Annotated in this window: 24 protein-coding genes; 7 read left to right on the plus strand and 17 right to left on the minus strand. The window is 65.7% G+C overall.

Annotated elements, in window-relative coordinates; translation table 11 throughout:
- A partial coding sequence (locus tag VIM61_04885; GenBank protein ID HEY8899725.1) for a hypothetical protein occupies positions 1–496 on the minus strand: 496 nt, incomplete at its 3' end.
- A gap of 13 nt (positions 497–509) precedes the next feature.
- Positions 510–896, minus strand: coding sequence for a BlaI/MecI/CopY family transcriptional regulator (locus VIM61_04890; protein HEY8899726.1), 387 nt, complete (start codon positions 894–896; stop codon positions 510–512).
- A 254-nt stretch (positions 897–1,150) separates the two neighbouring features.
- Here VIM61_04890 and VIM61_04895 point away from each other — a divergent pair, with 254 nt between their 5' ends.
- A complete protein-coding gene (locus VIM61_04895) occupies positions 1,151–1,729 on the plus strand; it encodes a ribonuclease H-like domain-containing protein (protein ID HEY8899727.1) in 579 nt (192 codons plus the stop codon).
- Positions 1,726–2,988: a hypothetical protein gene (locus VIM61_04900; GenBank protein HEY8899728.1), complete on the plus strand. Its 1,263-nt coding sequence runs from the start codon at positions 1,726–1,728 to the stop codon at positions 2,986–2,988. Before VIM61_04895 ends, VIM61_04900 begins: the two co-directional genes overlap by 4 nt.
- Here VIM61_04900 and VIM61_04905 read toward each other — a convergent pair.
- Complete coding sequence (locus VIM61_04905; protein ID HEY8899729.1) at positions 2,985–3,407, minus strand: hypothetical protein; 423 nt, start codon at positions 3,405–3,407, stop codon at positions 2,985–2,987. The genes VIM61_04900 and VIM61_04905 overlap by 4 nt on opposite strands.
- Positions 3,394–4,497 carry a glycosyltransferase gene (locus VIM61_04910; GenBank protein ID HEY8899730.1) on the minus strand — a complete coding sequence of 368 codons (1,104 nt, stop codon included), beginning with the start codon at positions 4,495–4,497 and terminating at the stop codon, positions 3,394–3,396. The genes VIM61_04905 and VIM61_04910 overlap by 14 nt, the downstream gene beginning before the upstream one ends.
- A gap of 59 nt (positions 4,498–4,556) precedes the next feature.
- On the opposite strand from VIM61_04910, the gene VIM61_04915 reads away from it, so the two are divergent.
- Positions 4,557–5,579, plus strand: a complete 1,023-nt coding sequence (locus VIM61_04915; protein ID HEY8899731.1) for a Gfo/Idh/MocA family oxidoreductase — start codon at positions 4,557–4,559, stop codon at positions 5,577–5,579.
- Positions 5,580–5,602: 23 nt separating this feature from the next.
- Here VIM61_04915 and VIM61_04920 read toward each other — a convergent pair whose 3' ends face one another.
- From VIM61_04920 to VIM61_04930, 3 genes are read right to left on the minus strand one after another with little or no spacing between them, the layout of a single operon-like run.
- Complete coding sequence (locus VIM61_04920; protein HEY8899732.1) at positions 5,603–6,907, minus strand: MFS transporter; 1,305 nt, start codon at positions 6,905–6,907, stop codon at positions 5,603–5,605.
- A 12-nt stretch (positions 6,908–6,919) separates the two neighbouring features.
- On the minus strand, positions 6,920–7,582 hold the full coding sequence (locus VIM61_04925; GenBank protein ID HEY8899733.1) for a hypothetical protein: 663 nt from the start codon (positions 7,580–7,582) through the stop codon (positions 6,920–6,922).
- Positions 7,583–7,615: 33 nt separating this feature from the next.
- On the minus strand, positions 7,616–8,230 hold the full coding sequence (locus tag VIM61_04930) for an NUDIX hydrolase (GenBank protein ID HEY8899734.1): 615 nt from the start codon (positions 8,228–8,230) through the stop codon (positions 7,616–7,618).
- Positions 8,231–8,311: 81 nt separating this feature from the next.
- On the opposite strand from VIM61_04930, the gene VIM61_04935 reads away from it, so the two are divergent.
- Positions 8,312–9,424, plus strand: a complete 1,113-nt coding sequence (locus tag VIM61_04935) for an alpha/beta fold hydrolase (protein HEY8899735.1) — start codon at positions 8,312–8,314, stop codon at positions 9,422–9,424.
- A gap of 195 nt (positions 9,425–9,619) precedes the next feature.
- Here the strand turns inward: VIM61_04935 and VIM61_04940 are convergent, their stop codons facing one another.
- From VIM61_04940 to fbaA, 4 genes are all read right to left on the minus strand, one after another.
- Positions 9,620–10,006 carry a hypothetical protein gene (locus tag VIM61_04940; protein ID HEY8899736.1) on the minus strand — a complete coding sequence of 129 codons (387 nt, stop codon included), beginning with the start codon at positions 10,004–10,006 and terminating at the stop codon, positions 9,620–9,622.
- Positions 9,987–10,391, minus strand: coding sequence for a DUF2071 domain-containing protein (locus VIM61_04945; protein ID HEY8899737.1), 405 nt, complete (start codon positions 10,389–10,391; stop codon positions 9,987–9,989). Before VIM61_04945 ends, VIM61_04940 begins: the two co-directional genes overlap by 20 nt.
- Before the next feature lie 96 nt (positions 10,392–10,487).
- Entirely contained in the window at positions 10,488–11,552 is a 1,065-nt protein-coding gene (locus VIM61_04950) for a class I fructose-bisphosphate aldolase (protein HEY8899738.1), read from the minus strand.
- Between the two features lie 162 nt (positions 11,553–11,714).
- Positions 11,715–12,791: a class II fructose-bisphosphate aldolase gene (gene fbaA / locus VIM61_04955; GenBank protein ID HEY8899739.1), complete on the minus strand. Its 1,077-nt coding sequence runs from the start codon at positions 12,789–12,791 to the stop codon at positions 11,715–11,717.
- A 202-nt stretch (positions 12,792–12,993) separates the two neighbouring features.
- Here fbaA and VIM61_04960 point away from each other — a divergent pair, with 202 nt between their 5' ends.
- Together VIM61_04960 and VIM61_04965 are read left to right on the plus strand one after the other, a co-directional pair.
- Positions 12,994–13,725: a YebC/PmpR family DNA-binding transcriptional regulator gene (locus tag VIM61_04960; protein ID HEY8899740.1), complete on the plus strand. Its 732-nt coding sequence runs from the start codon at positions 12,994–12,996 to the stop codon at positions 13,723–13,725.
- The gene (locus tag VIM61_04965; protein HEY8899741.1) at positions 13,722–14,603 is read left to right on the plus strand and encodes a hypothetical protein; all 882 of its coding nucleotides are present in this window, start codon (positions 13,722–13,724) and stop codon (positions 14,601–14,603) included. The genes VIM61_04960 and VIM61_04965 overlap by 4 nt, the downstream gene beginning before the upstream one ends.
- Positions 14,604–14,607: 4 nt before the next feature.
- On the opposite strand, the gene VIM61_04970 is transcribed toward VIM61_04965, so the two are convergent.
- Positions 14,608–18,363, minus strand: a complete 3,756-nt coding sequence (locus tag VIM61_04970; protein HEY8899742.1) for an immunoglobulin domain-containing protein — start codon at positions 18,361–18,363, stop codon at positions 14,608–14,610.
- A 163-nt stretch (positions 18,364–18,526) separates the two neighbouring features.
- Between VIM61_04970 and VIM61_04975 the strand changes: the two genes are divergently transcribed.
- Positions 18,527–19,501, plus strand: coding sequence for an aldo/keto reductase (locus VIM61_04975; protein HEY8899743.1), 975 nt, complete (start codon positions 18,527–18,529; stop codon positions 19,499–19,501).
- Here VIM61_04975 and VIM61_04980 read toward each other — a convergent pair.
- The 5 genes from VIM61_04980 to VIM61_05000 form a co-directional block, all read right to left on the minus strand.
- The gene (locus tag VIM61_04980) at positions 19,498–20,268 is read right to left on the minus strand and encodes an ABC transporter ATP-binding protein (protein HEY8899744.1); all 771 of its coding nucleotides are present in this window, start codon (positions 20,266–20,268) and stop codon (positions 19,498–19,500) included. The genes VIM61_04975 and VIM61_04980 overlap by 4 nt on opposite strands.
- Positions 20,265–21,032 (minus strand): ABC transporter permease, encoded by a 768-nt coding sequence (locus tag VIM61_04985; protein HEY8899745.1) that lies wholly within the window; start codon positions 21,030–21,032, stop codon positions 20,265–20,267. The genes VIM61_04980 and VIM61_04985 overlap by 4 nt, the downstream gene beginning before the upstream one ends.
- Entirely contained in the window at positions 21,029–22,036 is a 1,008-nt protein-coding gene (locus tag VIM61_04990) for an ABC transporter substrate-binding protein (protein HEY8899746.1), read from the minus strand. The genes VIM61_04985 and VIM61_04990 overlap by 4 nt, the downstream gene beginning before the upstream one ends.
- 98 nt (positions 22,037–22,134) lie before the next feature.
- Positions 22,135–25,056 carry an alanine--tRNA ligase gene (locus tag VIM61_04995; protein HEY8899747.1) on the minus strand — a complete coding sequence of 974 codons (2,922 nt, stop codon included), beginning with the start codon at positions 25,054–25,056 and terminating at the stop codon, positions 22,135–22,137.
- A 51-nt stretch (positions 25,057–25,107) separates the two neighbouring features.
- A partial coding sequence (locus VIM61_05000; protein ID HEY8899748.1) for a rhodanese-like domain-containing protein occupies positions 25,108–25,701 on the minus strand: 594 nt, incomplete at its 5' end.

Raw genomic sequence — 25,701 nt, forward strand, 5'->3', positions numbered from 1 at the left:
CTTCGGAATATCCAAACCGCACACGTCCGGCGATCTCGCCAAGCCGGTGCCGCACCTCCTCATCCGCACGGATCGTCCGCCGAAGAATCCGCCTCCAAAAGCGCATCTCGGCCACCAGCCGGATCAATTGAATCGCCGCCCCCGCCAGCCAGCAGGCCAGCAGAACGAGCGCCGGATCGATCCCCCGTGTTGCTGGCGCCGATGGGCCCTCCACCAGAGCCCAGCCCCCCGGATCGAGTCGTCCCGACACTTCTCCGTCCGCCCCACCACGCGCAGGCGGAACCGGCGCAGCAGCCTCCCACGCCGGCAGGCTCCATCCCGGCGCCAGGCTTGCGACGACCGGGGTCAGCAGCATCGCCCCAGCAATGGCCATCCACACCTGATACCTCACGGCTGCCGAAGCTCGACGCAGCACCGCCGCCGCCAGCGCTCCCATCCCGGCAATCACGCCGACCTTGCAAGTTTCCTCGATGAGAACGGCGGCCAGGGGACTCATCGCAAATCGCGGATTACCGCCCCTCCCGCTTCGCCTGCCGGATCAGTTTTTCGAGGCGCCCCAGCTCCTCCCGGGAAATCTTCGTTTCCTCCTCGTTCAAAAGCGCCGCCACCAGCTGCTCGCGAGACCCATTGAAAAACGTGGCCAGCATTTGCCTGAGCACCGACGCACGCGCCTGGTCCGCCGCCATCACCGGCCGATACACGTAGGCCGCTCCCTCCGCCGTGTGCGTCAAAAGTCCCTTTTCCTCCATCACCCGCAGCAGCGCCCGCACCGCCGAATAACTGGGCGCCTGCGGCAGCCGCCCCTGAATATCCGCGGCCGTGGCGCCATCCGCGCACGAGAGCAGAATCTCCATCACCTGCCGTTCCCGCCGACTCAGTTTTTGATGCCACTTCATTCTCGAGATGCTGGTTTTCCAGCACAATGCTGGAAAACCAGCATCTCCGTCAAGCCATCTCGCGAATTTCGCGGGAGCAGCCCGGCTCCCTCACCCAGCGAGTGCGGTGTCCGGTTTCCGCCATCCCGTGGTTGAGCCAAGCGGATCGCCGCCGATCACCCGCCGGCTGCACTTCTCCCCCGCTTCGGGTCGCCAGAAATACGGAGACACGTTCCGCGATTGCCGGAGTCGGCGCGAATCCCTAGCTTTGTCCGGTGCCCAGGGACATTGTTTACTTCGACCTCGAAACTCAGCGCACCGCGAATGACGTGGGTGGCTGGGGGAACAAGGACCGCATGGGCATGTCCGTCGGCGTGACCTACAGCACCGCGCTCGGCGAATACCGCATCTATGGCGAAAGTCAGGTCGACGACCTCATCAACCAGCTCCGCCGCGCGGATCTCGTGATCGGCTACAACGTCATCAACTTCGACTTTCACGTCCTCATGGGCTACACGCCACTGGATCTGCCGGAGTATCTGCCCACGCTCGACCTCATGGTCGACGTCGAGACCGCGATCGGCCACCGGCTTCCCCTCGAGGCGCTCGCGCAGGGCACGTTCGGCGTCGGCAAGACGGCGGAGGGCCTTGACGCCATCCGCTGGTGGCGCGAGGGGAAGGTGATGGAGGTCGCGGAGTATTGCTGTTTCGATGTGAAGGTGACGAAGATGGTGCACGAGCACGGTGTCGCGACCGGCGAGCTGTATTACGTGGACCGTTTCGCCCGCAAGCAACGCGTCGAAGTGCCGTGGGGAAAATCCGCCGCCGCCCCGTCAGCCGCCCTCGCCGCATGATCCAGCCCATCAAATCCGCCAAAACATCCTGGACCGTCTTCTGGGTCGATCTCGATGAGCCGCTTCCCTCGGGCGAAGACTTCATCCTGCCCACGCTCATGATCGTCACTGACGAGCGCGGCGTGCCCGTCGCCGCGCCCGAGGTGCTCGAGGAGCTCGACCAGGTGCGCGTGGAGAACCTGCTCGCGTCGCTCATCGAAAAAATCGGCGCTCCGGATCGCGTGCTCATCGGCGAAAGCGAGGACTGGGACCACGAAGCCTGGCAGGACTTCGCCGACGATTACCGGCTGCCCATCCAGTTCACGCGCTTCAATCGCCGCGACGGGAAAGACATCCAGATTCTCACAAAGAAATTCAGCGAGACGCATGGCGGGCCGGATTCCGCCTCGGCCGGCGACGTCGCCGCGGGCCTGCTGAATACCGCCCTGCGCGTGCGCTCCGAGACCAAGAAGATCGCCCTGCTCAAGAAGGCGATCGACAACGATGCCGGCCTTTCCCGCGCTCGCATCGAGCTGGCGGACGCCGAGTTCCGCGCCGGCGACTGGACGTCCTCGCTGCGCGCCTACGACGAGGTGATCGACCGCGAATACCCGCGATGGAGCGGCCGCAATCCCCAGTGGTGGGCCGATCTCGAGACGCGCCCCTACCTGCGCGCGATCTACGGCCGCGCAATGACTCTCTGGCACCAGCAGCGCTATCCCGGCGCTGCCGAGACGCTCGCCGATCTGCTGGAAATCAATCCCCGCGACCACCAGGGCGCCCGGTTCCTCGTGCCGATGGTGCACATGCTCGCCGACGAGTTCGAGGCGGCGCAGGACGCCTTCGACGCCTACGAAAAGGCCTACCCGGGCGACTACCTCGAGCCGTCGTTTCAATTCGGCTGGGCGCTTCTTCACGCTTTCTTCGGCCGCGATGCCGAGAGCCTCGCGCGCTACCGCTCCGCGATCCTGAAGAACATCTACATCGCGCCGCTGCTGCTCGAGACACCCGCCCCGCCGGATCAATCCATCTGGCAGCCCAGCGACCGCGCCGAGATCACCTACGCCCGCGAGTTCATCGAATCCTACGCCGTGCTGTGGGACCGCGTGCCCTCCGGCTTCCGCCTGCTCCGCGAGGCGCTCGAGGATTCCCGCCCGCGCATTGAAGAGATCGTCGCCCTGCGCCTGCGAATGTTCGACTTTCAGGATCAGCGTTTCGAGCCGGACTACAAACGCCTCTGGGGCGAACTCGTCGCGCAGGACGAGGCGCTCACCGGTTAGAGCGGCAGCGACGGCGCGTCTTCGGGCATGGCCCCCATGTCCGGCTCGGGCAACGCAGGCTCGACCATCGCCGGCAGCGCCAGTTCCGAGGGGGGCGGGGCGACCAGTTCCGGTGACGGCCATTGCCAGGCCGGCTGGCCCGGGGGCGCGGGCTGCGTATCCTCGTTCGCGACGTAGCCGGTCTCGCCCGTCGGCAGCATCACGAAACTGTAGCCGAATTCCCGCCGCAGCCGGAGGAGGCGCGAATTCCTGGCGAGCCGCTGGTCCGGCGGCCCCGCCTGCTGCGGCCCGAGCTTGTAGAATGCGGTCTTGCGCGTGACGACGTATTCCGGCGCCGCGTCGGCGGAAGCGGTCGGCCCGGCGCAACCGGCCAGGATCACCGCCGCGAGCAGCAGACAGAGTGGTTTAAGGATTCGCAAGGTCGTGCGCATACCATTTTTCCAGTTCGGCCGCCAGTTTTCGGGCGTCGAACCGACTTTTCATGAGCGCAAGTGCAGTGCCAACCAGCCGCTGGCGAAGCGCAGAATCGTCGATAATCCGCCGCAAAGCCGCGCGAAAGGCCGCCGCATCCTCCGACGGCGCGAGCAGGGCATGCATTTCCGGCGTCGCGATTTCCCGCACGCCGTCCACCGCCGAGGCCAGCACCGGCACGCCGGACGCCATCGCCTCGAGCACCGTCATGGGCAGCCCTTCGAACCGCGAGGGCAGCACCAGTGCGTCGAGGGTGTGGTAAATGGCGGCGCGATCCGCCACCGTGCCAAGGAAGCGCACGCCATCGCCCGCCCGCTCGCGCAACATCGCCTCCTCCGGTCCCGATCCAAACAGCGCGACCAGCGTGCCCGGCCGCTCCGCGAGCACCGGCGCGGCCGCCTCGAGAAGCAGGCCGAAATTTTTCTGGGGCGTCAATCGGCCGACGCCACCGATCACAAAAGCCTCCGCCGGCAGCGCCAGCTTCGCCCGGGCCGCGGCGCGTTCAGCCGGCGTGCCGGGGCGGAACTCGGCGAGATCCACGCTGTTCGGCAGATACGTCACGCGCTCGGGCGGCAGCGCCTCGACGTTCAACGCGAACTCCTCGACCGAGCGCGAGACGGCGAGGACGCGGGTCGAGAGCTGGTTCGTGAGGGTGTCCACAAGCACCGCGGCCGGCGAATCGGCGCGAAAGGCGTCGTTGCACTGGTCGTGATGGTAGATGCATCGTGCGCCGAAGAGCGCCGCGAGCGGCTTGGCGATCCAGTTCGCCGCGAAGAGGTGGCAATGCACGATGTCGAATTTTCCGCGGCGCAGGAGGCGCGGAAAATTCAACACGTAGGCCGGCGGCCAGCGGCGGGCAGCCAGCGAATGCACGGGCACGTCGATGGCGCGGAAGGCAGCGGCGAACATTCCCTCGCCATGCATGGCCGCGACCTCGTGATGAAAGCGCGTGCGGTCGGCATTCCGCACCAGATTCAGCAGCGCCGTCTGGGCGCCCCCGAGATCGAGGCTGTCGATGACATGAAGAATGCGAACCAAGGGAATTCCGGATTTTGAATTATGGATTTTGGATTTAACTGCCGATTTCGGAAGCTCGAATGGTGAATACTTTCCCGCCACTCCGCTGGGGCCTGCTCGCCACGGGCGGGATCGCCCGAAAATTCGCGCAGGCATTGCAGGAGACCGAGCTCGGCGTGCTCGTGGCCGTGGGCAGTCGCAGCCTGGAGAGCGCCGACGCTTTTGTGGCGGAGTTCGGCGCCGTGCGCGGCCATGGCTCGTATCAGGCCTTGCTCGATGATCCCGAGGTGGAGGCGGTTTACATTTCGCCGCCGCATCCGCTGCACGCCGAATGGGCCATCGCCGCCGCGCGCGCCGGCAAACACGTCCTCTGCGAGAAACCGCTCACGATGAATCTCGCCGAAGCGGAGGCCGTGGCCGCCGCGGCCCGGGAGGCCGACGTCTTCCTGATGGAGGCATTCATGTATCGCTGCCATCCCTTCATGGCGCGGCTGCGCGACCTCATTGCCTCCGGCGCGATCGGCGACGTGGGCCTCATCGAATCTGTGTTCGGATTTTCGGTGCCCTTCGACCCGGCGCATCGTCTCTTCAATCGCGAACTGGGCGGCGGCGGCATTCTCGATCTCGGCTGCTATCCCGTTTCGGCGAGCCGTTTCCTCGCGGGAGCGACCATGGGGCGCCCGTTCGCCGATCCCGTCGAAGTGGCGGGCGCCGCGCAATTTTCCGACGTCACCGGCATGGATGTCGTCGCGAGCGCGAGCCTGAAGTTCGCGAACGGCACGCTCGCCTCGCTCGGTTGCAGCACGCGTCTCGCGCAGGATTCGCGACTGCGCATTTTCGGCAGCCTTGGCTCGCTCGAGATCGTCTCGCGCCCGTGGCATGCGCCGCAGCCGGGCATGCCAGTGGCGATTCGCGTGACGGCGTCGGACGGCGCCACTCGCACCGAGGAAATCACGGACGCCCGCTCGATCTACGCCATCGAGGCCGACGAATTCGCTCTCGCGGTGCGCCGAGGCGCGAAGGAATCGTCGCACATGTCCGTCGCCGACACCCTCGGCAACATGCGCACGCTCGACCGCTGGCTCGCCGCGGTCACCAAATAGCGCTGGCTCGCCGCGATCACCCGTTAGCGCCGCGCTCGCGGCGACCGCGTCAACAATGCAGCAAGGGCGACCGCCGCTGCGCTGACGAGGAACGCCGGGAGCAAGGCCGGCAGCGCCTGCGCGAAGACCGCGTTTTCCTCCAGACCGGGATGCCCGCCGCGAATGTGCGCAGTAAGCCCGGCGAAGGCGAGGCCGACGGCGCCGTAGCCGAGATTCAGCGCGAGACCGCGGAAACTGAGCACCGTCGCCCGCAGATCGGACGCCGTCCAGGCATTCAGGTAGTGCGAGAGGAAGAACTGGAAGGCCGACATCGCGAGACCGATCGGCACGAGCACCCAGATGCCGTAGATCGGCGTCGCGAGCGCCACTCCGGCCAGGCCGACCGCGATGCACGCGCCGACCGCGAGAAGATTCATCGGGGCGTTGCCACGCTCGACGAGCCGGCGCGCAATCGGCGCCGCCACGAAACCAAGCAGCGCCAGGGCAGAACCCAGCGGCCCATAGGTGTATGCCGGCAGCCCGATCACGCGCAGGAAATTGCTTTCGAACGTGAGGAACAGGCGCACGAAACTATCGGCCACGAGCGCCGCGAGGATGAGCAGCCGGATGCGCTTTTCCGTGGCGACGAAACACGCGCCGCGCCAGATATTCCGCAGCGCCTGCCGCACCGGCGCCCCGATCGGCTGCGTGTGCGCCGGCGGTTCGCGCAGGGAGAGCGCCACTCCGAGACAGAGCACCGCCGAGGCGAGCGTGCCATAGACCGGCCAGCGCACTGTCTCCTCCGCCGTGACCGAGAACGACAGCCCGCAGCCGTGCAGCAGGCTGTTGACGAAGCTCGCGTCGTAGGCCGCGGCCCCCACGATCATCGCGAAGAAAAATGCGCCGGATTGCCAGCGCGCCAGCGAGACGAGCACGCGCGGCCAGCGGCTGGCGCGGTCCTCGTCGGGCAGGGAGTCGTAGGCGAGAGCTTCATCCGCGCCGCTCGCGGAGGCTTCCGCCGCACCGCTGAGGAAACGATTGAAGGCGAGCAGCCAGAAAAGCAGGGCCGGGTTCCCCCGTGGGGCGAAGCTGAAGATCAGCATCTCGACCACCATCAGCCCGGCGGCCATCACGACCATGCGCTTGCGGCCGATCACGTCCGCCAGTGCGCCGGAGGGAATCTCCAGCGCGACGATGGCAACCGCCCAGATGACGTTGAGCAGCGCGTATTGCTCGACCGTGAGGCCAAGGTCGAGGAACAGGACGCCGAGGACCGGGTAGTAGAACCGCGCGTTGAACAGCACGCGGAACGCAATGAACCGCGGAATGTTCGCCGACAGCGCGGTCACCGGCCTGGCGTCTTAGAATCCGGGATTCGGCGCCGGCGGAGCGACTTCCTCCGGCGTAACCTCGGGCGTGGTGACCTTCACGGTCGTGCGCTCCGGCGCGGGGGCCTTTTTCGGAACGAGGATCGGCGTGGTATCCATCACCGTCACGACGGCAATGCCCTCGCCCTTGTCAGCCATGGCGCTGTAATTGATCTGGCGCTTGATGCGCGAGAAGATCCACTCGCCATTGAACTTCGCGTATTTCACGTTCCACTGGCCCTTGGTCGCCACGATCGGCACGTCGGAGCCGAAGCGCGACGGCGGGCCGTATTTCTGCATGAGGTAATTGCGAATGCCGTCCCAGCCGCCCGCGCGGGAGAGCGTGCTCACGCCGGGGCCGTTGAAGTAGCGCAGCTCGAGGCGCACGAGCCGATTGTCGAAATACCAGGCCTTCATCTCGGAAATATTCGCGCTGACGTTGAAGACCTCCCAGACGTCGTAGCCGCCGAGTTTGATGGGGATGTGCTGCACCTGCGGGAAGATCGCAAGCGCGCCCTGCGGACTGCCGATCTTCACGCCGTTCACGTTGAAATCGAGCACCGCGCGCTCTTCCTTGGAAAGCGAAGGATCGAGCGCCGCGCAACCGGCGAGCACCGCCGCCGTCGCGCCGAGGAGAAGAAATTTCCCGAAGTTCATGGTCCCTGCGCATATCGACTGGCCGGGCGGACCTCAATCGAAATCCGCCGGGACGGGCCCCACGGCGACAAGATCGAGGCAGCGCGCGATCTGCGCCGCCGTCACGCGCGGCAGCGAGAGCGGCGGCAGCGCGGCGGGATCGAAGAACGCGACCTCCGGCGTCTCGTCGCTCGGCGTGAGCTCGCCGCCGAGAATTTCGCAGTGGAAGAAGAGCTTGTAGACGTGGAAGAGCGAGCCCGGGATGTGGGCGTGCTCCTCGCGGTCGAAGACGGCCAGCAATCGCGCCGCCCGCACCTCGAGGCCCGCCTCCTCCCGCACCTCGCGCTCCGCGTTCCGGGCCGGGCTCTCGCCGGGATCCGCCCAGCCCCCGGGCAGCGTCCACAGGCCGTCCGTCGCCTCGCGCACGAGCAGCACCTTGCCGTCCCGCACGACGACGGAGCGGGTGTCGACCTTCGGCGTCGCGTAGCCAGTCTCGATCGCCAATGCCTCGACGAGCGCAGTCGGCTCCGCATGCTCCGCGAGCATCTCCGCCGCGATCCGCCGCACCTGTGCGAACCGCTCCCGGTCGTAGGGATCCTTCGAAAAATGGAGACCGTTCTGCGCAATCCCCAGCAGGCGCCGGGACCAGTCGAGTTGTGAGGAAGTCATGCCTCCCCGACTCACGCCGCAACCGCGCCCGCCCGCAACCGAGTTCACGAAAAATTCATCGCGGCTTCCCGCGATCTCCACATGGCTGCGGCAGGCTGCGCGAGCATGGGAATTCGTGTCGCCGCCGCCGTCGTCGGAGGGCTGTTTCTGGTGATCTACTCCGCGCTCAGCTGGTGCGGCGCGGGTTGGCTCGCCATGCCGCCACGTCGGGGCCTCAGCCCCATCCATCGCGAACGCCTCGCGCAGATGCCCGGCCATGGGGTGCGGGTGATGTCCCGCCGCACCGCCGACGGCACGCCGTATCTCGACTGCGAGCCGATCCCCGGCGGCCAGCCCGGTGACCGCGGTCGCCTTCTCCGCGCCCAGCTCGCCGCGCGGCCCTTTCCCGTGCCGCCGTTTGGCCGCATCACCGGCACGATCGTCCTGTTGCACGGCTGGGGCATGCGCAAGGAGGACCTCCTCTTCACGGCCGAGCGATTCTGCGCGGTCGGATTCCGCTGCCTCGTTCCCGACCTGCCCGGCCACGGGGACAATCCCCGCCCGGCCACGAATTTCGGCAGCACCGCCGCCGAGCGCGAACTGCCCGCGGCGGTTTGCGCAGACGCCGCCCGTCACCGCCCGCTCGCCGGCCGGCCCTGCCTGTGGGGGATGTCGATGGGCGCCGCCTGGGCGATCCAATCCGCCGCCATTGCCCCGGCCCGCTGGCAGCGAGTCATCGCCGTCAGCCCCTTCGACGCGCTGGAGCCCGTCGTCTTCGCCAGGGCCGCTGCGGAAACCCACGCATGGAGCACGCTCCTCGAGCCGGGCCTCATCCTCGCCACCCGCTGCCGCAGCGCAATGTGGCTCCCCGCCGTGCGCCCGATCGACGGCGCCGGCCGGATTTCCACGCCCACGCTCATCGTCCACGGCACCACCGACGACCTCATTCCGCTCGCGGCCGGGCGCCGCCTCTTCGACGCCGTCGCCGCCCCCCGCAAACGCTGGATCGAGGTCACGAACGCCCGGCACGGCAACGTCCTCGCCACTCCGCAACCCGTTTTCGTCGAAATGGCCGCCTGGCTACTGACATCGCCGGAAAGTCCGGGAAGCTCCCCGCCCGGAAAAAGCGAGCCTCGCCTCTCCAGTCAGCAAACCCCGCATTCCGAAAACACAGAATGCCCCATCATGCGCGTGAGATGGCACCCGCAGAACTGACAACGCCCCTCCACACGCGTGAGACGGCACCGGCAAAACTGACAGTGCCTCCTCACACGCGTAAAATGGCATCGTCAAAACTAACAATGCCCCGCCACACGTGTGAGATGGCATCGGCAAAACTGACAAGGGCCCGCCACGAGCGTGGGAGCCCTCTGCAAAAACTGCCGGAGACCTTCCCGGCGCGTGAAGCGACTACCGCACTACCGATCCAAGCTCAACACCGGGATCGGGCGTTCGTTCAGTAAACATATCAGCCTCCGAGAGCCATCGGTGAGTGAGGTCTCGCATGATGAGAGCGTGATCGAAGGCGACACTGCCTGCCGGAAAAACGGACTCGTCGGCAAAGAAGGAAGTCTCGACCTGCTCGACGGCGAGCGGACGAACCTGCCAATCGTCGGTTTGCAGCCGGATCCCATCGAGCCGACAGCAGTCCCGAGTGACAGAGTAACCCACGCTGCCCCCCTCGAAGTAAGCTGACGACTCGGCCAGCGACTCGAAACAAGACGCAGCCGGCAGCGAGTCGCTCTCACGGGCACGAAGCTGAATGCGCATGTCGCCGTCACGAGCATGGATGGACATGGCGACGCTTGCACCGTCGTCGTCGACGGCAAAATCTGCAAAGGTGGTGCTCGCCGGGAAAGATCCGCCCGCCAGAGAAGTGGTTGAGCCAGGAACTGGTATCTCGGCGCGGGATGAACACCCCCTCGCGAGTCTGGCCGGAAAAGTCATCCCAGAGGACCGCGATCCGGTGAGCCGCGTTCTCGCTGGCGATGCCGCAGAAGCGTGGAAGCCATGCCGGACGGACCTGCTCCAGCCGGATCAGACAGATGCCCGCGATGGCATGGCCATCATGGAGCTTGGGGCGGAAAGGCGGCGGCAAAAAGCGCCCCATCACCTCCGCGTCCACCCGGAAGTTCACCAGCAACCGTCGACGAATCAGGCCGTGGATTACCGGAAGACGCATGGCTGGAGGTCTCGCTGGCGATCATCCGACGGGCGAGGCCTTGCGACTATCGACTCCAGCGAAGACGCGCCCACTATTTGAAGGACGTGGCGGGCGTCACGCGATCGTGACGTCCTTGCAGAGGTAGACGTCCTGGATCGTGTTCAGCAGCTTGATGCCGTCGGGCATGGGGCGCTGGAAGCTCTTGCGGCCGCTGATGAGGCCGGTGCCGCCGGCGCGTTTGTTCACCACGGCGGTGAAGACGGCATCCTCGAAGTCGTGCTTGCCCGAGGCGCCCCCGCTGTTGATGAGGCCGGCGCGGCCCATGTAGCAGTTCGCGACCTGATAGCGACAGAGATCGATCGGGTGGTCGGTGGTGAGCTCGGTGTAGATGCGCTCGTCGAGCTTGCCGTAGCTGGAGCTGCCGGTATTCAGCGCGTGGTAGCCGCCGTTGTTCTCGGGGAGCTTCTGCTTGATGATGTCGGCGCCGATCGTCACGCCGAGGTGGTTTGCCTGGCCGGTGAGGTCGGCGGAGAGGTGGTAGTCCTTGTCCTTCTTGAAGGCGTCGTTGCGCAGGTAGCACCAGAGGACGGTGGCCATGCCGAGCTCGTGCGCGAGGGCGAAGCACTCGGCAATCTCGATGATTTCGCGGTGGGCGTCCTCGCTGCCGAAGTAGACGGTCGCGCCGACGGCGGCCGCGCCCATGTCGTGGGCCTGACGGACGGTGCCGAAGAGAATTTCCTTCGCGCTATTCGGATAGGTGAGGAGCTCGTTGTGGTTGATTTTGACGAGGAAGGGAATCTTGTGCGCGTATTTGCGGGCGCACATGCCGAGCACGCCGAAGGTGGAGGCGACGGAGTTGCAGCCGCCCTCGATGGCGAGCTTGATGATGTTCTCGGGATCGAAGTAGATCGGGTTCTTCGCGAAGCTTGCGCCGGCGGAGTGCTCGATGCCCTGATCGACGGGCAGGATGCTGAGGTAGCCGGTGCCCGCGAGGCGGCCGGTGTTGTAGATCCAGTTGAGGTTATTGAGGACGCGCTGGTTGCGATCGCTCTGGGCAAAAATGCGGTCCACGAAATCGGGGCCGGGAAGGTGCAGGAGATCGGTGGAGATCGTCTTGCACTCGTGCTGGAGAAGGGACTCGGCCTTGTCGCCGAGAAGGGAGGAGATTTGATCGATCATGGCGCGGAGATGTCGGTTCCAAAGGATACCTCAATCCCGACTCTGTAAAGCTCTTCCCGGCGACAAATCCCGCCGCGACGCGAACCATTCCGACAAAGAAAAATCCCGCGCCGACGAGCAAGTCGGACGCGGGATTTGAAGATAAAGCCGAGGGGCTCCGCTTTACGCGGCGTTGCGGCCGATGCAGTTCAGGTCCTCGAAGGAGCTGATGAGGCGCTTCGTGAAGCTGGTCTCCGCGGCGCCGAGCCAGACGCGCGGATCGTATTGCTTCTTGTTCGGGGAGTCGGGCCCGGTGGGGTTGCCGATCTGGCCCTGGAGGTAATCGTGATTCTTGGCCTCGTATTCGCGAATGCCGTCCCAGAAGGCCCACTGCAGGTCGGTATCGAGATTCATCTTGATCGCGCCGTAGCCGATGGCTTCGCGAATCTCTTCGCGGGAACTGCCGGAGCCGCCGTGGAAGACGAAGTTCACCGGCTTCGGGCCGGTGCCGAACTTCTCTTCGATGTATTTCTGCGAATCGTTGAGAATGCCGGGCTTGAGCTTCACGTTGCCGGGCTTGTAAACGCCGTGGACGTTGCCGAAGGCGGCGGCGACGGTGAAATTCGGTGAAACCGCGCTGAGCTTCTCGTAGGCGTAGGCGACTTCCTCGGGCTTCGTGTAGAGGCTGGACTCCTCGACGCCGGAGTTGTCCACTCCGTCTTCCTCACCGCCGGTCACGCCGAGCTCGATCTCGAGGGTCATGCCCATCTTCGCCATGCGCTCGAGGTATTTGCAGCAGACCTCGATGTTCTCCTCGATCGGCTCCTCGGAGAGATCGAGCATGTGCGAGCTGTAGAGGGGCTTCCCGGTCCTGGCGAACTGCTCTTCGCTGCCGGCGAGCAGGCCGTCGATCCACGGAAGAAGCTTCTTCGCGCAGTGGTCGGTGTTCAGGATGACGGGCACGCCGTAGGCCTTCGCCGCGGCGTCCGCGTAATGGGCGCCGGCGAGACCGCCAAGCACCGGGCCGAGCTGGTTGTCGCCCTTCACGCCCTTGCCGATGAAGAACTGTGCACCGCCATTCGAATACTGAATGATCATCGGCGAGTTCACCTCGCGGCCCGCGGCAAGCGCGGCGTTCACCGAGCTGGTGCCGATGCAATTGACCGCCGGTAGCGCGAAAGCATTCGCCTTCGCGTAGTCGAGAACTTCCTTCACCTCGTCCCCGAAGAGGACGCCTGCACGAAATTTTTTGTCAGCCATGGTGTGGTAAGGGGCCGTGATACACGCCCCGCATCGGTAATGCAGCAGGAATCGTGCGCCCACTCGAGTTCGTTCGAAAATCCCTGCACGACTTCGCTGACAATCGCGTGGCTCCCGGCAAAGACGCGCCTTTGTGCGCCGGCCACGGCCCCGGTAATCGCGATTGAAACCGGCCTTTTTCGCCGGTTACACTTTTCGGTCTATGGGACGTCAGTGGTTGCATGCGAAACGCGAGGTCGCCGGGCTCAAGAAAGGCCAGGCCACCGGGAAATTGGTCAAAGAAATCTCCGTCGCCGCCAAGATGGGCGGACCTGATCCGGCCGGCAACGCACGGCTCTTCGCCGCCTGTGAAAAAGCCCGTCGCGCCAGCGTCAGCAAGGACGTCATCGAGCGCGCCATCAACAAGGGCGCCGGCATCGGCGGCGAAAAGATGGCGATGGACCACATCGTTTTCGAGGGTTACGCGCCGCACAAGGTGCCCGTGATCGTCGAGGTGCTCACCGACAACAACAACCGCACCGCTCCCGAGATTCGCACCCTCTTCAACAAGAAGGGCCAGCTCGGCGCGCCCGCCAGCAACAAGTTTCTCTTCGAGCACGTTGGCCTCGTGGAAGCCCACCGCGCCGACGCCGTCGATCTCGAGGAAGCCGCCATCGAGGCCGGCGCGAACGAGGTCGAGCCGCTCGCCCACGCGCAGAACGACGACATCCCGGCCGACGCCACCGGCGCGCGTTTCATCACGGAGCGCACGGAAACGGGCGCGGTCTCGAAATGGCTCGCCGCGAACGGATGGACCGTCGTCACCTGCGAACTCGGCTACGTCGCGAAGCAATTCCCCGCGCTCACCGAGGAGCAGGCCGCCGAGGCCGGCGACTTCCTCCACGCGCTCGACGAGCACGACGACGTCCACCGCGTCTGGGCCGCCATCAAGTGACCGCCATGCGCGGGCCGGTCGTCCTCCTTCTCGCGCTCGCGGCATCCCTCCACGCCGCCGAGCAGACCGTCGCCTACACCGACGGCACGATCCTCACCCGCGCGCTCGACGGCGGCAAACCGCGCAGGATCACCGAGGGCGCGTGGCCCGACATCTCGCCCGACGGCACGAAGGTCGCCTACAACACCGAGTCGGCAAAGACCATGGAGCGCCGCATCGCCGTCGCCGACATCGCCACCCGGCGCAGCACTGTCTTTTCCGAAATCCCGAGCGACAACTGCCACAGCCCGGCGTGGTCGCCCGACGGAAAACAGATCACGTTCTACATCTACGCCGACAGCGACTGGCACATCGGCCTCGTGAACGCCGACGGCACCGGCTTCCGCTACGTCCACAAGGCCGGCGCGAACCATCGCACGCGCTGGGGCGCCGCGTGGGCCGCGGACGGCAAATCGCTCTTCTGCCAGGACCTCGACACGCTCTACCGCATCGCCCTCGACGGCAAAATCCTCGCGCAGTGGAGCGTGGAAAAAACGTTCCCGCGCGGCGGCCTCAATAGCGGCGCGCGCCTCGCACCCTCGCCCGACGGCAAATCCCTGCTCGTCGATGTGGACATGGGTGAGGATGTGAACCGGGAGGATTGGGACGGTCCGCCGCCCTCGATCTGGCAGCTCGACCTCGCCACCGGCAGGGCCGACCGCATCACGAAGCCGGACCAGTATCTCTGGGAGCCAGCGTGGATCAACGATCGCGAGATCCTCTGCAACGGCCTGCCCGCCGGCTCGAAGACGTTTTCGATCTTCCGCCTGCCCGTCGCCGGAGGAAAGCCGACGCTCTGGGTGAAGAAGGCCCGCTCGGCCAGCGTATCGAATCCCTGACCGCTCAAGGCCGCGTCGCCCTCACCTGAAAAAACTGGCGCGGCTGCGCGGAGAGCGGCTGCGTCGAGCGCACGACCACGGCATCCGTGCCGTCCCCCCGCGGCGTGGCGGAGAGCTCGACGGCGCCCATGTCGTGCGCGGGATTCAGGTTCGGCGTCACGACCACCGCGACCGCGACATCACCGAGCGCCTGCCGGCGATTGAAGCCAAAGGTGGGGTAGTCCTTGTCCGCGATCGTGACCTGTCCGAGCGTCGTCGGCGTGGTCGATGGCAGCGCGGGACTCGAGCCGAGCACAAACTCGGCGAGGTTCGCCAAGTCGTCGCCGTCGGGATTGTCCGACGGGCCGCGCCGGTCCACCGGAAGCCCCGCCCCCTGCGCCCACGTTCTGAATGCGTCGGCCGGAACGGTGAGCACCGCGGCGGTGCTGGTGTCGGAGCCGACCCCGTTGGTCACCGTCACCGCATACTGGCCGGCGTCGGTCTCCTTCACGTCGTCGAGCGAGAATGTCTCGCCCGTCGCGCCGGAGATCGGCGCGCCGTTCTTCGTCCACTGAAGGGACCACGGCCAGCGCCCATTCACGTCCACGGAGAAGCTCGCATTCCCGCCCACGGGCGCGGTCGCGGATTGCGGCGGCGCGACCACCGTCGCCGGCTGCGCGGAGTGCGTGAGGAGCCACGCGTAGAGCGCGTCGTCCGCGTAGGCGGGCACCCATGAGTCGTGCACGTTGCCGGGCGAGCTCGTGTAAATGGTGACGGTCGGGTTGCCGCCCGCGCCGCGAACGAGGTCGAGATACGCCTGCAACGAGCTCACGGAATAAAGCGGATCGCTCGCGCCGTGAAAGGCCCAGATCGGCAGGTCGCGCAGGCGGGGCGCGGCGGCGGAATTGCCGGCATCGACCTGCGGCACCGCGCTCACCGGGGCGATGGCCGCATACCGCGAGGGCTGGCGCTGCGCGAGATCATAGACGCCGAAGCCGCCCATGCTCATCCCGGTGAGATAAATCCGCGTGCGGTCAACGTGGTAGCGCGCGGCGAGGTCTTGGATGAACGCCTCGAGCTCCACGCCCTGCCACCACGAGCCCGCGCATTGCGGCGAAACGACGAGGAAGGGAAACTCCGCGCCCTGCTCGATGCGCAGCGGCGGGCCAACGGCGCGAAGTTTCCCGAGATGGACGGGGTCCATCGGCGCGGTCTCGCCATTGCTCCGCTCGCCCATCCCGTGCAGGAAGACAAGCAGCGGCCATTTCGTCGTCGAGGCCGGATCGTAGCCCTGTGGCAGGTAGAGGAGGTAATTGAAATCGAACTGCCCGGCGACGGTCGCGCGCTGCGCGGTCTGGCGCGGGACGCTCACCTCGTAGTTCGCGAAACCCGCGAATCCCACCCACGAGCTGCCCGTCGTGCCGACGCCGTCAAGCCGCGTGAACGTGAAGGTCACTGAGGACGACGTCGCCGAGTAGGCGATGGCGAGCATGCGGGAGGAACTCGTGCCGGCGGCGGAGAAATCCACGTCGATCGTGTTCGCATCGACGCTCTGCGAGACGCGATACCAGTTCTTCCCCGGGCCGTGCGCGGAGTTCGTGAAGAGCGCGAGCGTGTAGCGCCGGCCGGGCGTGAGGCCGGTGAGCGTGAGCGCGTAGCTGGCGGAGCTCGTGTTCGTCCCGTAGGTCGCGAGCAGGGTGTGAATGCCGCCGGTCGCGGAAGAATTGAAATTCGTGAACGTGTGCGAGAACGCGCTGAACGTGTAGTTTTTCGCCGCCTGCGCTCCGCCGCCATTGCCCGTGCCGGTGCCGAAGGCGACGCCGTTCACCGTCACCGTGCTCGACGCGTTGAAGTTGATCGCGTGCGTGTAGGTGTTCGACGCGGCGAGGTGCGTGGCGGCGGTGGCGTCGGAGACGAGCGTGTCCACCGCAAATGTCGTGGGCGAGGCGGGGGGCGCATTCACCGTGAGCACGGCCGTGGCGCTCGTGGTCGAGCCGCCGGAATTCGTCACGGTGACCGTGTAATTCCCCGCGGCCCCGGCGGCGACGCTCGTGAGCGCGAGCGTGGCGGCGGTCTGACCCGGCAGCGGATCGCCGTTCTTTTTCCACTGGTAGGTGAGCGCGCCCGCGCCCTCGGCGACGACGGAGAACGTGACGTTCGCGCCAGCAGTGACCGTCTGGCTGAGCGGATGGGTCGTGATGTCCGGCGGCGGCGGGGTGACCGTGAGGGTCGCCGGGAGGCTGGTCGCGGTGCCGAGCGCGTTCGTGATCGTCACGACGTAATCGCCCGCGGCCCCGAGGGCGACAGCCGGCAGGGTGAGCGTGGGGCCGGTCGCATCGGGCACGGGATCGCCATTCTTCGTCCACGCGTAGGTGAGCGGCGTATTGCCGGCGACGATGACCTTCAACGTGACGTCCGCGCCGGTGAACACGCTCTGCGAGGCCGGCTGCGCGGCGATCACGGGCGCGCCGCTCGCCGAGAAATAATATTCGAAGGCGCCGATGTCGGTCGCCGGGCCGAAAGGCCGCGTGACGCCATCGAGGTCAGCGGTCACTCCCTGCGCGGCCATGCTCGAGCCCTTGTCGATGGCATTCGTCGCGCCCGGCCCGAGCCGGTAATCGCCCGCGGCGCGGAAGCCTGCGGCCGCCTCCGTGGCCGGATAAAAATTCGTCGTCTCGGCGAGCTGCACGCTCGCATATTTGCGGAAGACGAATTGCCCGCCCGGCTGCGCGATGAGGTTGTTCGCGGCGATGTTGCCCGTGCTGCCGAGGCTCCAGAACTCGATGCCATGCTGCGCGGGGGAGACGATCGTGTTGTTCACCAAGGCGAGCGTCGTCCCCGACTGCATCGCCGCGTCCTGGCCGATCACGATGCCCGACTCGCCCGGCGCGATGATGACGTTGTTCGCATACACACTGCTGCCACGGGGGTTCGCAAAAATCCCGGAGCCCGAGCCGACGTTCCCGCCCTGAATCCAGTTCTCCGAGATGCGCCCCGTGGTGCCGGGGTTGATGCGGATGCCCTCGTTCTGCACGGAGTGGTCGGAGGCCGAGGGATCGGTGAGCCCGTAGCCGAGGATGCGGTTGCGGCGGACGGAGGCGCCCTGCGTGGCGCACCCCAATTGGATGCCGTCCCACCCCGCATTCACGATGAGGTTGTCGTGGATCGAAACGCCGTGGATCTCGTGCGGATTCTTTGCCGTGTCCTGGTAAAACGAGCTGCCGACGTAGATGCCCTCGCCGCCCGTATCGTGGATGTAGAGGTCGTGGATCGACACGTTGCGCATCGTGAAGGCGTCGCGCTGGAGTTCGTCGCTCTTGGCCATGAGGCCCGCGAATCCGACGTTCCCGATCTCGAGATGACAGACCTCGAAGTCCGTGCTGCCCTGGATGAACGCGAGCGCGATCGCGCCGGGCTGCGAGACACGGGCGATCCTGATGCCGTAGGCGTTGCCGACCGGGGTGCCGCGCAGCACGAAGTTTCGGCAATTGTAGAAGTGCAGCCCCTTGTCGGTGTCCGTGGTGTCGATGATGAACTGGCCGCCCTGGTTCGTGATGCGGATCGGCCTCTGCGCCGTGCCCGCCGTCAGGTTGCGCAGAATGAGCTTCTTCCGCGTATGGGCCTGGAGGAAAATCGTGTCGCCCGGCTTCAGGCCGACATTGCTCAAGTCGATCGAGTCGGGCGAGGCCGCCGTGATCGTGTAGTTCGCGGCATTCACGTCGGCGCCGGCTGCAAAGGCCAGCGCCGCCAGCGCCCGAAGGGTTCGCGAGCAGAGGGACATGGGAGGAGTCGCCGACATTCTCATTCGCGGCCACACGAAACAACTGCAAAACCCCACAGGCGCCGGCATGCGATCAGGGAACCCGAGGCTTTCGCCGACCTTGCGCTGCGGCAGGCGGACCAATTACCGTCGAACGGCCACGCGCCACGCACCGCACCCCTCCATGAAAAAACGTCCCTTTGCCGGCACTGAAGTCTCCGAAATCGGCCTTGGCTGCTGGCAGCTCGGCGCCGATTGGGGGAACGTCGACGATGCCTCCGCCGTCGCAATCCTGAACGCCGCCGCCGACGCTGGCGTGACTTTCCTCGACACGGCGGACGTCTACGGCGCAGGCCGCAGCGAGACCTTCATCGGCGAATTCCTGAAGGCTCGCCACGAATCCTTTTTCGTCGCCACGAAGCTCGGCCGCACCGGCGACCTGTTTCCCGACAAATACACCGAGGCCGGCGTTCGCGCCGCCACCGAAAATTCGCTCCGCCGGCTCGGCGTCGAGGCCCTCGACCTTACGCAGCTCCACTGCGTGCCGCCCGCCGTGCTCGCACACGGCGAGATCTTCGACTGGCTGCGCACCCTTCAGCGCGAGGGCAAGATTCGGAACTTCGGCGCCAGCGTGGAGTCCATGGACGAAGCCCGCGTCTGCCTCGCCCAGCCAGGCCTCGCCTCCCTCCAGATCATCTTCAACCTCTTCCGCCAGAAACCGATCGCCGCTCTTTTCGCCGAAGCCGAGGCCCGAAACGTGGCCCTCATCGTCCGCCTCCCGCTCGCCAGCGGCCTCCTCTCCGGAAAAATGACGAAGGCCACCACGTTCCCGGCCGACGACCACCGGAACTACAATCGCGATGGCGCCGCCTTCAACGTCGGCGAAACCTTCGCCGGCCTGCCCTTCGACAAAGGAATCGAACTCACCGACGCGCTCCGCGCCTTCCTGCCTGCGGACCTGACATTCGCGGACTTCGCGCAGCGCTGGATCCTCGATCACCCGGCCGTCACCACGGTGATCACCGGCGCCAGCCGTCCCGACCAGGCCACGCGCAACGCCCGCGTTTCCGACCTCCCGCCGCTCGCCCCCGAGCTGCATGCGCGCCTCCGCGACTTTTACGCGACCGAAGTCGCCGCCCACATCCGCGGACCGTATTAAGCCTCGCCGACGCGCAGGCTCATGCCCATGGCGCGAAAAATGTGGTCGCGCTTCTCGAGGTAGCCGCTCGAGTCGAGATCGCGCGGGCGTGGCAGATCGATCACCACGTTTTCCTGAATCGTTGCCGGGCGCTTGCTCATCACGAACACCCGATCGGCCAGCTGCACGGCCTCCTCGATGTCGTGCGTGACGAAAAGGATCGTCTTCTTCTCGGCCTGCCAGATGCGCACGAGATCGGCGCGCATCTTCATGCGCGTAATGAAGTCCAGCGCGCCAAACGGCTCATCCATGTAGATGATGTCGGGATTTGCCGCGAGCGCTCGGGCGATCTCCACGCGCTGCCGCATGCCGCCGGAAAGCTCACGCGGATAGGCTCTCTCGAAGCCACTCAATCCCACCATCGCGGTGTAATGCGTCACGATCTTCCCGCGCTCTTCCTCGGACTTGTCCTGCAGGCCAAACCCGATATTCGCCTCGACCGTCAGCCACGGGAACACGCCATTTTCCTGAAACACGAAAATCCGCCGGCGATCCGGCCCCGTCACCGGGCGGCCCTCGACGAGCACCTCGCCCTGCGTCTGGGAGAGAAACCCGCCGATGATGTTGAGCAGCGTGGACTTCCCGCAGCCGCTCGGGCCGACGATGCAGACGAACTCGCCCGGCGTGATCGTCGCGCTCACGTTTTCGAGCACATGAATCTTCTCGCCGGCGCGCTTGCCAGGAAAGCTCATCCAGAGATTGCGAACGGAAATGACCGGGTCGCTCATCGCGCACCTCCCGCGTAGCCCCAGCGCACCTCGTCGAATTTTTCCAGCTGCCGCACCAGCAGGTCGAGGCAAAGCCCGATCAGGCCGATCAGCAGCATGCCCGCGACCACGAGGTCGTAGCGTTTTCCAGCGTTGCGCGCGTCGATGATGAGGTAGCCGAGGCCGCTGTTCACCGCGATCATCTCCGCCGCGACGACGACCAGCCAGGCGATGCCGAGCGCAATGCGCAGGCCGGTGAGAATCTGAGGCAGGCAGGCCGGGAAGATCACCTGCCGGAAAAGCTGGAACTGGCCGAGACCGAAATTCCGCGCCGCCCGCACATAGACCGGCTGCATGTTGTGCACCGCGGCGGTCGAGGCCACCGTGATCGGAAAGACGCTCGCCAGGAAAATCAGAAAGATCGGCGCGGCATCCGTCACGCCGAACCAGAGGATCGCCAGCGGAATCCACGCGATCGGCGAGATCGGGCGGAAGATCTGGATGAGCGGATTCAGCGCGAAATAAGTGCGGGAATACCAGCCGAGCACCAGCCCGAGCGGCACGCCGATCACCACCGCCAGACCAAAGCCCCAGGTCACCCGAAACAGCGAGGCCGTGATGTATTTGACCAGCAACCCCTCGCGCGCCAGCTCGCCGATGCCCTTCGCCACCTCGATCGGTGTGGGAAACAGGTCGCTGTGCATGACCCGCACGCCGACATGCCACGTGGCGAGAAACAACACCGCCACGGTCAACGGCAGAAGAACTTTAGGCAATGTCTTCATTTTTTGGGGGCCTCGAATTGGTAGGGCTGGAGCTTGTCGGCCTGGGCGGCAAACGACGGGTCCACATAGTCGTCAAAATGCGCCGTGCCCTTGAGAATACCGGACTCGCGGCCAAGTTCCTCGATCTCGGCGAAGTCTGGCTTCAGCGGCACGAGATCGGTGTATTTCACGCGATCCGGCGGCTTGCTGAGAACGAAGCTGAGCAGGCGCGGATTCTGGTTGTAGTAGTTCTTGCTCACGAACTGGGCCGCCTCCATGCGGTGATCCATGTTCTGGTCGAGCCACTTGCCGCTCTTCGCGATGCCGTCGACGAGCTCCTGCACCCATTTTCGATCGTTCCTGATCGCGTCCTCCTTCACCGCGAGCACGCACGAGATGAAATTCGGCCACACGTCCTTTGTGAGCCACAGCACCCGGCCATAGCCGTCCAGCTCGGCCTGCGCCATGAACGGTTCGCCGCTGCAGATCGCATCGACCGACTTTGCATAAAGCGCGGCCGGCATATCCGGCGGCGGCATCTCGATAAGTTCGACATCCTTGAAGGTCATGCCAGCCTGCTTGAGCGCGCGAAAGAAAAGCAGGCGCTGGTTCGAATAGCGATTCGGCACGGCAATGCGTTTGCCGCGCAGGTCCTGCATGCTGTGGACGTTCGAGTCCTTGTGCACGACGACCGCCGTGCCATCGCGATGCCCGAGATAGACGATCTTGATCGGCACGCCCTGCTCCCGCAGCGCAATGGCCATCGGCGCAAGGATGAACGTCGCCTTCGTCTGCCCGGAAAGAAACGCCTCCTTGAGCTCCGGCCAGCTCGAGAATCGAATCGGCTCGAAAAGACCACCGCCCTCGCCCTGACGGTTGATGAAATCCGTCACCGGGCAGGTGAGATGGCACGTCACCGGGAGAAATCCAATGCGAACACTTTCCGCCGCCCGCTCCGGCTTGCGGTCGAACCACTTCAGGTTCAATGCCCCGTGCAGCAGGGTCACGGCGGCAACCCAAAACACCGAAAATAAGAGAAGCGTCCCGCGAAGGGTCATGGCCGCGGGGGTTTATCGGCAAATCGTCCGAGCGGCAAGCCCGCCTTCCAAAAACCGCGTCATCCTCAGGCCGCGAGAATCTTCTCGGCCTCGCGCAACGCCTCGTCGAGCTTCGCGGCATCCTTGCCGCCGCCGCGTGCGCCGTCCGGACGCCCGCCGCCCTTGCCGCCGACGATCGGCGCGATGGCCTGGATGATCCTGCCCGCCTGCACGGCGCCAACATGCGCCGGCGCAACCGTCGCAACGAGCGACACCACGCCGCCGGTCGCACCGCCGAGCACAACGACACCGTCGAACTGGCCCCTCAGCGCATCGGCCACGACCTGCAATTCATCGCCGGAGACGTCTCCGAGATTCTCGATGATCGCCGGCGCCTTGAGGCCAGCGCTGCGCACGCGCTCGAGCAGATCCTTTGCCGTCGCGGCTGCCTGGCGCTTGCGGAGCGTCTCCACCTGCTTCTCGAGCGCCTTCTGCTGCGCGAGCGCGGCATCGATCTTCCTCTCGAGTTCGGAAATCGGGGCATTCAGCTTCGCGGCGAGGGCGACGAGTCGCGCAGAATCCGCCGCGGCGGCCGCGTAGGATTCCAATGCCGCCACCGCCTCGATGCGGCGCACGCCGGCCGCGATCGCCGCCTCGCTCACGATGCGGAAGAGGCCGATCTCGCCCGTGCCGCGCACGTGCGTGCCGGCGCAAAGTTCCTTCGAATAGCCGCCGATATCGACCACTCGCACGACGTCGCCGTATTTGTCGCCGAAGAACTGCATAATGTCCGCACGGCCCTTCACGTCGGCGTAGGGCACTTCGTTCCAGACCACCGCGGCGTTCTCGACAATGCGCTCGTTCACGAGCCGCTCGATGTCGCGCACCTGCACAGGCGTGAGCGCGGCGCTGTTGAAATCGAACGTGAGCTTGTCGGGCGCGACGCTCGAGCCTTTCTGGGTCGCGTCGGCGCTCACCACCTCGTGGAGCGCCCAGTGCAACAGGTGCGTGACGGAATGGTGCCGCTGGATCGCCGCGCGGCGAGCCGAGTCGAGCTGCAGGGTGACATGCTGGCCGACGGCCGGCGCGTCGGCGCCCTCGAGGAAATGCAGCCACGTGCTGCCGGATTTCTGGGTGTTCGCGATGCGCCAGAGCTGACCGCTGCCGGTGAGTTCGCCGGTGTCGCCGACCTGGCCACCCATCTCGGCGTAGCAGACGGAATTATTGAGCACGACGACGGTCTTGTCCTTGAGCGCGACGACCTCGAGGACGTCCGCGCCGGTGTGCGCGTGGTCGTAACCGAGGAAGTTCGTCGCCGCCTTCGTCTCGATCTGCGAAAGCTCGATCACCTGCTTCTTCTGCGCCGCCCGGGCCCGGGCGCGCTGCTCGCTCATGAGAGTTTCGAAACCCGCGGTGTCCACGGTCAATCCACGCTCGCGCGCCATCAACTCGGTGAGATCGAGAGGGAAGCCCTGTTCGTCATAGAGGCGGAAAACGAAATCGCCATCCATAACGCGATCAGATGTTTTGATCTGATTTACGAGTTCCCTCGCCCCCTGAAGTGAACTTGCCTCACTCAGATCTCCCATCAATTCAATCATTGAACTAGGAGCCCACTCAAACCGCGTGTAGCCGTCGATCAGCCCCCATCCAGAAGGTTGGCCAAGTCGACGTGACGCCATATATGACTTGAACCTACCCTCAAAGTCCCCTTCGCCGTCCTCCTTCGACAAAAATTCGTCCTCTAAAATGGTGCAGCGGCCAACAGCGACATCGAATCCTTCGACATACAAATCAAACTGCTCAATCCCACGATCCAGCGTGCGATTGAACGCCTCTTCCTCGCGCTTGAGCGTTTCTTCGACGTGCTTCTGCCGGGCGCGAATTTCCGGGAAGACGTCGCCCATCGTGTGCGCGAGCACCGCGGCGAGCTTGTAGAAAAACGGCTCGTTGAGGCCGAGGGTGCGACCGTAGCGAACGGCGCGGCGGAGGATGCGGCGGAGGACGTAGTTGCGGTCCGTGTTGCCGGGCTGGATGCCGTCCGCGATGGCAAAGCTGAGCGTGCGAATGTGGTCCGCGATCACGCGGAAGGCGACGTCGATCTTTTCCTGCCCGGTGTCGCCGGTGCTGCCGGCGGCGGGCAGCGTGCCCCCGTAAGAGCGACCGCTCAGTTTTTCGATCTCGTCGAAGATTGGGCGGAAGATGTCGGTCTCGTAATTGGAAATCGTCGCGCCGAAGTCGGTGAAGCCCTTCGTGCACTGAAGGATCGAGGTCACGCGTTCGAAACCCATGCCGGTATCCACGTGCTGCGCGGGCAGCGGCGAGAAGGTGCCGTCGACGTTCGCGTTGAACTGGATGAAGACGAGGTTCCAGATCTCGATGCACTCGGAGCTGCCCTTGTTCACGAGCGCGCCCTTCGTGTCGCCGTTCTGCGTGAGGTCGACGTGCAGCTCGGAGCACGGGCCGCACGGGCCGGTGTCGCCCATCATCCAGAAGTTGTCCTTCTTGTTGCCGTTGACGATGTGGACGGCGGGGTCGAGCCCGACGGAGCGAAATTTCTCGGCCCAGTAGCCCCAGGCCTCCTCGTCGCGCTCGGCGGGATCGCCCGCGTCGGGCTGATAAATCGTCGCGTAGAGCCGCTGCGGCGGGAAGCCCCAGCGCTCGACGATCAACTCCCACGCCCAGGAGATGGCCTCGCGCTTGAAGTAGTCGCCGAAGCTCCAGTTGCCGAGCATCTCGAAGAACGTGTGGTGGTAGGTATCGAGGCCGACGTCATCGAGGTCGTTGTGCTTGCCGCCGGCGCGAATGCATTTCTGCGTATCGGCAGCGCGGCCGGGCGAGTAGGGGCAGGTGATTTCCCCGAGGAAAATCGGCACGAACTGGTTCATGCCCGCGTTCGTGAAGAGCAGGTTCGGGCTGTCGGGCATCAGCGAACTCGAGGGCACGATCGTGTGCTGCTTCTCGCGGAAGAATTCGAGGAAGGACGTGCGAATCTCGGTGCTGGTCATGGCTGGAACCGAAGACTTTGCCGCCGCGCCCCAGCGAGTGCAAGCCCGGCTCTAAGCGGCGAGCTGGCTGGCCAGAGCGTAGCCGCCAGAGAGATTCCGGGCGCGAAACCCATGCTGGGCGAGCGTGCGCGTGGCGTAATACCCGCGCTGTCCGACGCCGCAATACACGCCGAGCTCGGCGTCGCGCGGGAGCTCCCCCAATCGCGAACGCAGGGCGCCGAGCGGGATGTTCACCGCGCCCGGCAGATGACCGGCTGCGAATTCCGACGGCTCACGCACGTCGAGGAGGACGTCCACCTCGCCCAGTTCGCTCACGTGGAAGATCGGCATGTCTCCGCGCAGCACGTCGGCCGCGATCATTCCGGCAAAGTTCAACGCGTCCTTCGCTCCGCCGAATTGCGGCGCATAGGCGAGTTCGGCTTCCTCGAGATCGTAAACGGTGCCGCCCTTCTGGATGAGCATCGACAGGACATCAATGCGCTTGTCGACGCCGGCTCCGCCCATCGCCTGGGCGCCGAGCACCCGTCCGTCCGCCCGGGAAAAAAGCAGCTTCAGCGTCATGCGCTCGGCCCCGGGATAGTAGCCCGCGTGGCTGCCGGGGTGCAGATAGATTTTTTCGAAATCCGCGACGCCGGCTCGTCGGAG

This window comes from Chthoniobacterales bacterium, from assembly GCA_036569045.1.
Lineage (GTDB): Bacteria > Verrucomicrobiota > Verrucomicrobiia > Chthoniobacterales > JAATET01 > JAATET01.